Raw genomic sequence first — 8,744 nt, 5'->3', positions numbered from 1 at the left:
GGAGATCTTCGAGATCGCCACGAAGCTCTACCAGAAAAGCCGCTGAACCAGGGCTTACCGTCCACGGCGCGCGGGGGCGCGGGATCGGACTTGGTTCCGGTCCCGCTCACGCCGCCGCCGGCACTCCCGCGGACTTGACGCGGAAGACCAGCAGGCCGGCGAGGCTCAGCGCGATGATCGCGCCCGCGTAGAGGTCCGCCGTCGGCCCGTAGCCCAGCGACCGGACGAGGATCCCGGCGAGGACCGCCGGCAGGCTGAAGGCGAGGTAGCTCAGGATGTAGAAGGCCGCGAGCAGCGCCGCCCGCTCATCGGCCCTGGCGAGCGGCATGATCGCGCCGACGCAGCCGAGGAAGCTCGTGCCGAAGCCCGTGCCGGTGAGCAGCGTGCCGAGAACCAGGACCGGCACGTGCCCCAGGTGCACGCCGACGAGGACCGTGAGGATGCCCAGCGTCGTCATCCCGACCCCGAAGGTGAGGTTGGCCTGCGGACCCTGCGCCCGGCGCAGGTAGACCGCGACGGCCCCGGACAGCATCAGCGCGGTGACCACGGTGCCGCCCGTCAGGGGGGCCGGGTTGCCGGTCGCGGCGACGACCAGGGAGGGCACGAGCGAGAGGTAGAACCCGCCGAGCGCCCAGTTGGCGACGTTGATCGGCGCGATGAGCAGCAGGGGCCGGCGCACCTGCGGCGGGACGGACACCCGCGGGCGCAGCGAAGCCAGGAGCCCTGGCCGCGTGCCGCCGGTCTCCGCCGTCAGCGCCGTCGCCGCCGCCTCGAGCGCGAAGGCGGCCATGAGGAGGCCGTACACGAGGTGGAGCGGGAACGGCCCGTACTGGATCAGCGCGCTGGTGCCGAGGGCGCCGACCGCCATGCCGGCCAGGGGCGCGATCGCGTTCACGAGCGGGCCGCGGCCGCGATCGAGGTCGATGAGGGCGGCGCCGAGCGAGGCGGCGGCGATCCCCGTGGCGAGGCCCTGGACGATGCGGGCCGCGATCAGCCAGGCGGGACCGTTCGCGGCCGCCAGGAACAGGCCCATGGCGGCGATCTCGAGCAGCAGGGCGCCGAGGATCACCGGCCGGCGACCGAGATGGTCCGAGATCGAGCCCGCGACGAGCAGCGCCTTCAGCAGCGCCCCGGCGTAGACCGCGAACGCGATGGTGATGAAGACCGGGGAGACCCCGAAGCTCTCCTGGTAGATCCGGTAGAGCGGCGTCGGCGCCGAGGACGCGCCGAAGAAGGTGGCGAGCGTCACGGTGTGGAGGGCGAGCGGGCTGACGCGGCGGGAGGCCGCCGCGGATCGGTGATCGGAGAGCATCCACGCACCCTAAAAGCTAAAATCTTGCATTTGCTCCTAGCAGTGCGGGCCGCTAAAAGCAAACGGGTTGCGTTAATCGCGCGCGCCGCGACGCTGCGGCGCGAGAGAGGGAGCCGCGCATGGTGGGCAGAGAGGGACCGCGCCCGGGTGGCCGCAGCGCGCGCGTGCAGGCGTCGGTCCACCAGGCCGTGCGCAACCTGCTCGCGCGGATGGAGCGCTCGCAGGTCACCATCCCGCTGGTCGCCGCGGAGGCGGGCGTCACGCCCTCCACGATCTACCGCCGCTGGGGCGAGCTGCAGGAGCTCCTGGCCGACGTCGCCGTCGAGCGGCTGCGGCCGGACATGGATCCGGTCGACACCGGCAGCGGCCGCGGCGATCTCCTGGCCTGGGCCGAGCAGTATGCCGAGGAGATGTCCTCGAGTCCCGGCCGACAGCTCATCCGCGACGTGCTCTGCGCCGGGGACGGCGCCGGCGCGCAGCGCTGCTGCGGGTACGTCCTGGCGCAGGTCGACGCGCTGGCGAGGCGGGCCGCCGCCCGGGGCGAGCCCTTCCCGGGCATCGACGCCGTAATGGACCAGGTCGTCGCCCCGATCGTCTACCGGATCCTGTTCGGCGAGGCGCCGGGCCCGGACCGGGTCGGCGACCTGGTGGCCGGCGTCCTCGAGACGGCCGGGCGGGACTGACCGGCGGGCCCCCTCCCGCGGGTGGGCCGCGGCCCCCCGGGCCGCCCGGGCCGCCGTGGTGGCACAGTCCCGCACGGGACCGAGCCCGCCACGGGCCGGCGGCCGAGCGGAGACGAGGCGCGTCCGGCATGCTAGGCTCGAGCGAAAGGGGCGGGCCCGCGGGCCGGCCCGGGAGGGATGCCGATCCATGAAACGAGCCTTGCCGCTCGCGCCGTTCCTGCCGCCGGGCGAGCCTCCCGGCCTCGCCGATCTCGGCGCCGCCGCGCGGCCCGCGGCTCTCGGCGCGCGGGTCCGGTGCGGCGCGGTCCGGCCGGCCCCGATCCGCTCCCGGCCCCTCGGCCGTGACCGACCGTGCGGGCACGGCCGAGGTCCCCGGGGAGCGGGACCGGATCCACTCTCCATGACCCTCCTTCATGCATCATCGCCTTCGTTATGATCTGAGGTTCTCATGACAGTCACCAAGTTCGGCATTGGCCAGCCGCTGCGCCGGGTCGAGGACCGCCGCCTGCTCACGGGCGAGGGGAATTACGGCGACGACCACGCGCCCGAGGGCTGCCTCCACGCCGCGGTGCTGCGCAGCCCGCACGCCCACGCGCGCCTGCGCATCACGGACGTCGAGGCGGCCCGCGCCATGCCGGGCGTCCGCCTCGTGCTCACCGCCGCCGACGTGGCGAACCTGGGCGCGATCAAGTGCCAGGCCCCGCTGCCGAACGACGACGGCAGCCAGAACCACCTGGCGCACATCCCGGTGCTGGCCAAGGACGTCGCCAAGCACGTCGGCGACGGGATCGCCTTCGTGGTGGCCGACACCCTCGCGCAGGCCCGGGACGCCGTCGAGGCGATCGCCATCGCGTACGAGGTCCTGCCGGCCGTCGTCGGCATCCGGGGCGCCCTCGCGGGCGGCGGGAGCGCCGTCTGGGACGAGGCGCGGGACAACGTCGCCTACGACGCCAGCATGGGCGACAAGGCGGCCGTCGACGCCGCGTTCGCGGCGGCGGCCCGGGTCGTGCGCGTGGAGGTCGAGAACCAGCGCGTCGTGACGAACTACATGGAGACGCGCAGCGTCGTCGCCGAGTACGACGGCGCGACGGAGAGCCTGACGCTCACCATCCCGAGCCAGGGCGTGCACGGCCTGCGCGACACCCTCGCGGGCGTGCTCGGCGTCGCGAAGGAGAAGCTTCGCGTCGTGACCGGCGACGTCGGCGGCGGCTTCGGCACGAAGACCTTCACCTACCGCGAGTACCCGCTGGCGGCCGAGGCCGCCCGCCGGCTCGGACGCCCGGTGAAGTGGGTCTCCGAGCGCGGCGAGCACTTCGTCGCCGACTCGCAGGGGCGCGACAACCTCTCGGTCGGCGAGGTGGCGCTCGACGCCGACGGCCGCTTCCTCGCCATGCGCTTCGACGTCGTCGGCGACCTCGGCGCGTACCTGTCGCAGTTCGGCCCCTACATCCCGTATCTCGGGGCGACCATGCTCACGGGCGTGTACCGCACGCCGGCGCTGCACGTGCGGGTGCGCGGCGTCTACACGAACACGATCCCGGTCGACGCCTACCGCGGGGCCGGGCGGCCCGAGGCGGCCTACCTCCTCGAGCGCCTCGTGGACCGGGCGGCCCGGGAGACGGGGCTGGGGCCGGACGAGATCCGCCGGCGCAACTTCATCCCGGCGAGCGCGATGCCGTACACGACGCCGATCGGCGACCGGACCTACGACACCGGCGATTTCGAGGCGCACATGCGCCGCGCCATGGAGGCGTCCGACTGGGCCGGGTTCGAGGAACGCCGCGCCGAATCCCGCCGCGCCGGCCTCCTGCGCGGCATCGGCCTCGCGACGTACATCGAGTGCACGGCGTGGGGCGAGGGCGAGGACGTCTCGATCACCCTCGACAAGGACGGCGGCGCCACTGTCTACGTCGGCACCCAGTCCAACGGGCAGGGACACGCCACGGCGTACGCGCAGATCGCGGCCGAGCAGCTCGACCTCCCGCCCGAGCGGATCCGGATGGTGCAGGGCGACACGGCGCGGGTCGCGACCGGGCACGGCACCGGCGGCTCGCGCTCGATCCCGATCGGCGGCATCTCCGTCGACGCGGCCTCGAAGAACCTCGCCGGCAAGCTCAAGGACCTCGCCGCGGACGAGCTCGAGGCCGGCGTCGGGGACCTCGAGATCGCGGAAGGGGCCGTCCGCGTCGCGGGCACCGATCGGGCCGTCGACTTCGCGACTCTCGCGGCCCTGCCCCGCGCCACCGGGGCGATGCTGACGGGTCAGGGCGACTTCGTGCCGCCGAGCGCGACCTACCCCAACGGCACCCACGTGGCCGAGGTCGAGGTCGACCCCGAGACCGGCGTCGCGAGCGTCGTGCGCTACTCCGTGTGCGACGATTTCGGCACGACCGTGAATCCGCTGCTCCTCGCCGGCCAGGTGCATGGCGGCGTGGCGCAGGGCATCGGCCAGGCGCTGCACGAGCGCACCGTCTACGACGCGGAAGGACAGCTCCTCACGGCGAGCTTCATGGACTACGCGCTGCCGCGGGCCGCGGACGTGCCGTTCTTCCACTTCGAGACGAAGAACGTGCCCTCGACCACGAACCCGATGGGCATCAAGGGGGCGGGCGAGGCGGGCTCGATCGGCTCGTGCCCCGCCGTCATGAACGCGCTCGTCGATGCCCTCGACCGGGGCGCGGGCGTGCGCGACATCGACATGCCGGCAACGCCCGCCAGCATCTTCGCGGCCCTGAGGACCTCGCGCGCCGCCGCGGCCTGAGGCTCCGGCCCCGCCGCGGCGGTCTGGGACGCGCGGGGGCGGCGGGGGCGCCTCGAAGGCGCGGCGACCCGGACACGGGCTCCGGTCCGGGTCGCCGCGTCCGATCCGCCCCGGCTCGTCCGCCGGGTCCCCGGCCCAGGGCTCGCGGCGAAGGGCTCGCGGCGAAGGGCTCCCGCGGTCTCGGCCGCGCCGCGACGAGCCCTCGGCCCGGTCGTCGGATGCGGCCCCGGAGCGATTGTCCGAACGATGTGGCTGCCGGTTCGTCACGGACTGCGCCGCGGCAACGAAGACTCGGGACCGTGGCCGGCTCGAGCGGAACGGACCCGGCGCTGGAGCAGCACCCGATCACGTTGCACCCGGTTGCGGCTCAAGGTTTCTGATTTCGCCGCTTTGTCCGCGACGAACCGGTCTCCACTTCGTCCGGGAACGCTTAGTGGTTCTTCATCCGGTCCCAGGGCAGGGAGGCGGGCAAGGGCAGCATGACGGCGTAGAAGATCCAGCCGAACATCTGCGGCATGCCAGCGTCCTCGGCATTCGGCGTCCGCACCGAGACGGCAATGTGCCGACGAGGCCGGGAGTGCGCCCGCGTCGCCGTCGCGTCCGGGGGCGCCCGGCCGGCCCTGGCCCCTCACCGCGCTTCGCGCGAGGGCTCGGCGTGCAAGGCGCCCCTCTGTCCCGCCTCAGAGCCGCGGGATCATCGCCTGCGACCGATGCGCCGCGAGGGCGCGGACCAGCTCGAAGACGCAGAAAATCGAGAGGGCGACCACCAGCCCCCAGACGTACTGCATCGGCTCGCCGTCATCGATGGGCGCGCGGACGATGCAGTGCATGTAGAGGTTGAGGAGAAGCGGAGCGGTGAGCCCGGCTATCGCGAAGATGAGGAGATGCGTGCAAAGCGTGTGGAACGTGGTCGGCATCTGACGGCACCTCACCACTGCATCAGCTCGTTAACGTCGGCGTCGGTGGCGAGTTGCCGGACGCGCGGAAAAATGCCCGGGGCTCGCCGGTGCGACGCGCGCCCGTGCGCCGCCGGACGCCCCGCCCGTGGCGGACGCGCCGGACCCCGTCGATCCCGAGGGCGCCGCACCGGCGATCCGGCGGGACGCCCGGGCCCGCTCAGTCGATATCCTCGTCGGCGCGCGCCAGGAGCGCGTCGGGGATCTCGATGCCGAGCGTCCGCGCGGTCCTCAGGTTGATGACGAACTTGAATTTCGCCGGGATCTGGACCGGGAGATCGCCGGCCCTCGCACCGCGCAGGATCCTGTCGACGTAGAGCGCGGCCCGGGCGTACGTCTCCGGCTCGTCGACGCCGTACGAGACGAGGCCGCCTTCGGCCGTGATGATCCTGCTGTAGGAGATGGTCGGAACCTTGTAGGCCAACGTGATCGTGTTTATGAACTTGCGATGGATGGTATTGAAACTGTCGTTCATCAGAATCAACCCACCCCCGCCGCGCCCGATCCCGGCCACGACCTCCTCGATCTCGCGCTCGTCGTGAACGGTCGCGAGGACCGGCGTGACGTTCAATGCAATCGCCGCACTCTCGAAGGGCCCGATGTAGAATTTCGCGTAAGGGGCGGTTTTGGGATTGTACATCATCACGGCCCGCAGCATGGCGGGCGTGATCTCCTTGAGGATCTGCACCCAGCGTCCGCCCAAGCTTCCTTCCGTGTTCATGAAGCCGGTGACGTTTCCGCCGGGTTGGGCCAGGCTCCTGACGAACCCGCTGCCGAGGGGGTCGGACACGCTGACGAAGACGATGGGGATGCTCGCCGTCTCGCGAAGCAGGGCCGCGACCACCGGCGTCGTTGCCGCCAGGATCACCCGCGGGCGCAGGTCGACCAGTTCCCTGGCGCTGGTCCTCATGCGATCCAGGTCGCCGGAGGTCCAGCGGTGCACGAACGACAATCCGGTCCGGTAGGCGCCGCTCAGGCCGAACAGCGCCGTCTTGAAGACGCCGAGGCGCGCCTGCGTCTCGGGATCCGCCTCGTCGTAGGCGGTGATGACCCCGACCCGGTCCGGAGAGGGACCGCCCTGAGCAGGCGCCGGAAACGGACGCGCGATCAGCGCGGACCCGAGCAGCGCGATCCAGTCTCGCCTCGTCATGACGTCACCCCGCACCGATGACGAGGAGCACTACACAGTCGAAGAATGAGATCAGCTGACAGGCGTATCGGGTCGTGACTGTTTCAGCAAGCTCGGGTTCTTGCGTCGATGGGCGGGCGGCTGCCTCGGCGCGAAGCGCCGGGGCCTGGGGCGACCGTGCCGGCGCGGAGGCCATCGGCACGGCGCCGGGGATGGACCGGTGCGGGAGACGGCCGCCCGCGGGCGTCTCCCGCCCGCGCCCGCCGCGAGCCGGAGACGCCCGTTCAGGGAAGGAACGTCAGGACGACGACGGCGACGACGCCCCCGGCGAGCGCCAGCGCCATGAGCACGAGGCTGCTGAGCTGGTCGACCTGGTCGACGTTGTGACCTTGCAGGTGATGCTGATCGCTTGCTGACATGACGGTTCCTCCGCGACACCAACGTCTGTACAGGACGCGGTCACGCGCGGGATAGGGTCGCAGGCGCGCTCCCGGCCGGCCCGGTGCCGGACCGGCGGCCGGCCGGGCGGCGCGGGGCTGCGCCCACGCCGCGGGCCGTCAGCCGGCCCGCCGGGACCCGGGGGTCTTCGCGGCGGCGCTGTGCTGCGCCAGCAGGCGGTCCAGCTCGCGCAGAACCCGGCATTTCGCAGCAGCCTCGGCCGAACGCTTCATGGCAGCCTCCTCGCGGATCGCGGTGGGATCGTCACCCGAGTGCCGGCGGGGGGACCGGTGCCGTGACGGCCCCCTCCCCTCGCCCCGACCCTCACGATGAGCCCGGAGCGCGCTCCCGGATGTGCCGTGGGGCACGCGGTCCCGAGGCGGGGCGTGCGGCGTCGGCAGAACCGCCGGAGGGGCCGCGACCCGTGTGCCGCGCCTCGCGGACGGCGTGCACCGGCGCACGCCGTCCCGGCCGCAGCCCGTCCATGCTGGCCATGAGATTTCGGCCTGGAGGAGGCGTGGCATGCAGACACTCGTGACCGCCCGGACGTCTCCCGCCTGGACCCGGCGCGCGGCGGGTCTCGTCCTGCTGGCCGCCCTGCTGGCCACGGCCTCGCCGGCCGTGGCGCAGGACCTCCTCGGGATCCTGCAACACCTGTTCGCGCCGGCCCAGCGCCCGCCGTCGGACCGCTTCCACGATGGCCGCTTTCGCCCGGGTCACGGACGTCCCGTCCTGCGCGCTCTGCCGATGGCGGGCGACGACGAGCGGCCCGCGCGGCCGAGGGCGCTCAAGCCGAAGGATCCCGGGGAGGTCGCGAACCCCGTGCCCGCCCTCCTCGCCGACACCACCTTGCAGTACGGCGACGTCGTGATGACCCCCCAGGGCGCGCGCGTCTTCGTCGGGCAGCCCGGAGCGCACCACACGCTCGCCGACTTCGCGCCGCTCTCGCAGGCGGGCGGACTCGTCCCGGCGAGCACGCGCAGGGTCGTGGCCAGCCTGCCCGTCGGCGTGAACACCGCGTGGGACAGCGGCCGGGCCGGCTCCGGAGGCCGGCTGGCGGGGGGCGCCGGCGGTCCCCGGCCGGCGGGCGAGCCCTGGTGAGGCCGGCGCCGGCGCGCCCCGCCCGCGCGCCGGGCCTGCGCCGTCGCGATGGCCGGCCCCAGCAGTCGAGGCAGCACTTCGCGTCGGGTTGCATCCTGCTGCGTAGACACCACGGTGGTGCGACAACTCATGAAACAAAACTATGCTTGTAGCATGCCCGAAAATCTTCTATAGAGAAGCATCCTGAGTTTCGAGACCCAGGGGATACTTCAAGGCGCACTCACCGAGTGCGCCTTTTTTGTGGGCCGATCTTGTCATTTCTGAACCGCGCACGCGAGAAGGCCCCGGTCCTTGACCGGAGCCTCCTCGTGATCGGGATGGTCTGGCTGGATCAGAAGTCGCGCTGCACGCGCATGCGGACCTG

Annotated in this window: 7 protein-coding genes; 3 read left to right on the top strand and 4 right to left on the bottom strand. The window is 72.7% G+C overall.

Annotated elements, in window-relative coordinates; all coding sequences use genetic code 11:
• Positions 1–106 precede the first annotated feature (106 nt).
• Positions 107–1,312, bottom strand: coding sequence for an MFS transporter (locus tag DT057_RS32620; RefSeq protein WP_128566186.1), 1,206 nt, complete (start codon positions 1,310–1,312; stop codon positions 107–109).
• 119 nt (positions 1,313–1,431) lie between these two features.
• Here DT057_RS32620 and DT057_RS32615 point away from each other — a divergent pair, with 119 nt between their 5' ends.
• Together DT057_RS32615 and DT057_RS32610 are read left to right on the top strand one after the other, a co-directional pair.
• Entirely contained in the window at positions 1,432–1,995 is a 564-nt protein-coding gene (locus DT057_RS32615) for a TetR/AcrR family transcriptional regulator (RefSeq protein WP_128566185.1), read from the top strand.
• A gap of 448 nt (positions 1,996–2,443) precedes the next feature.
• Positions 2,444–4,756, top strand: coding sequence for a xanthine dehydrogenase family protein molybdopterin-binding subunit (locus tag DT057_RS32610; RefSeq protein ID WP_128566184.1), 2,313 nt, complete (start codon positions 2,444–2,446; stop codon positions 4,754–4,756).
• Positions 4,757–5,436: 680 nt separating this feature from the next.
• Here DT057_RS32610 and DT057_RS32605 read toward each other — a convergent pair.
• From DT057_RS32605 to DT057_RS37345, 3 genes are all read right to left on the bottom strand, one after another.
• The gene (locus tag DT057_RS32605) at positions 5,437–5,673 is read right to left on the bottom strand and encodes a hypothetical protein (RefSeq protein ID WP_128566183.1); all 237 of its coding nucleotides are present in this window, start codon (positions 5,671–5,673) and stop codon (positions 5,437–5,439) included.
• Between the two features lie 199 nt (positions 5,674–5,872).
• Positions 5,873–6,862, bottom strand: coding sequence for an ABC transporter substrate-binding protein (locus tag DT057_RS32600; RefSeq protein WP_128566182.1), 990 nt, complete (start codon positions 6,860–6,862; stop codon positions 5,873–5,875).
• A 263-nt stretch (positions 6,863–7,125) separates the two neighbouring features.
• Entirely contained in the window at positions 7,126–7,260 is a 135-nt protein-coding gene (locus DT057_RS37345; RefSeq protein WP_269153120.1) for a hypothetical protein, read from the bottom strand.
• A gap of 541 nt (positions 7,261–7,801) precedes the next feature.
• Between DT057_RS37345 and DT057_RS32595 the strand changes: the two genes are divergently transcribed.
• A complete protein-coding gene (locus DT057_RS32595) occupies positions 7,802–8,380 on the top strand; it encodes a hypothetical protein (RefSeq protein WP_128566181.1) in 579 nt (192 codons plus the stop codon).
• Positions 8,381–8,744 lie beyond the last annotated feature (364 nt).

Origin of the sequence: Methylobacterium crusticola, from assembly GCF_003574465.1 — a bacterium.
Lineage (GTDB): Bacteria > Pseudomonadota > Alphaproteobacteria > Rhizobiales > Beijerinckiaceae > Methylobacterium > Methylobacterium crusticola.
Note: the sequence above shows the minus strand (reverse complement) of the source record. Positions and strands in the feature narration are given on the sequence as shown.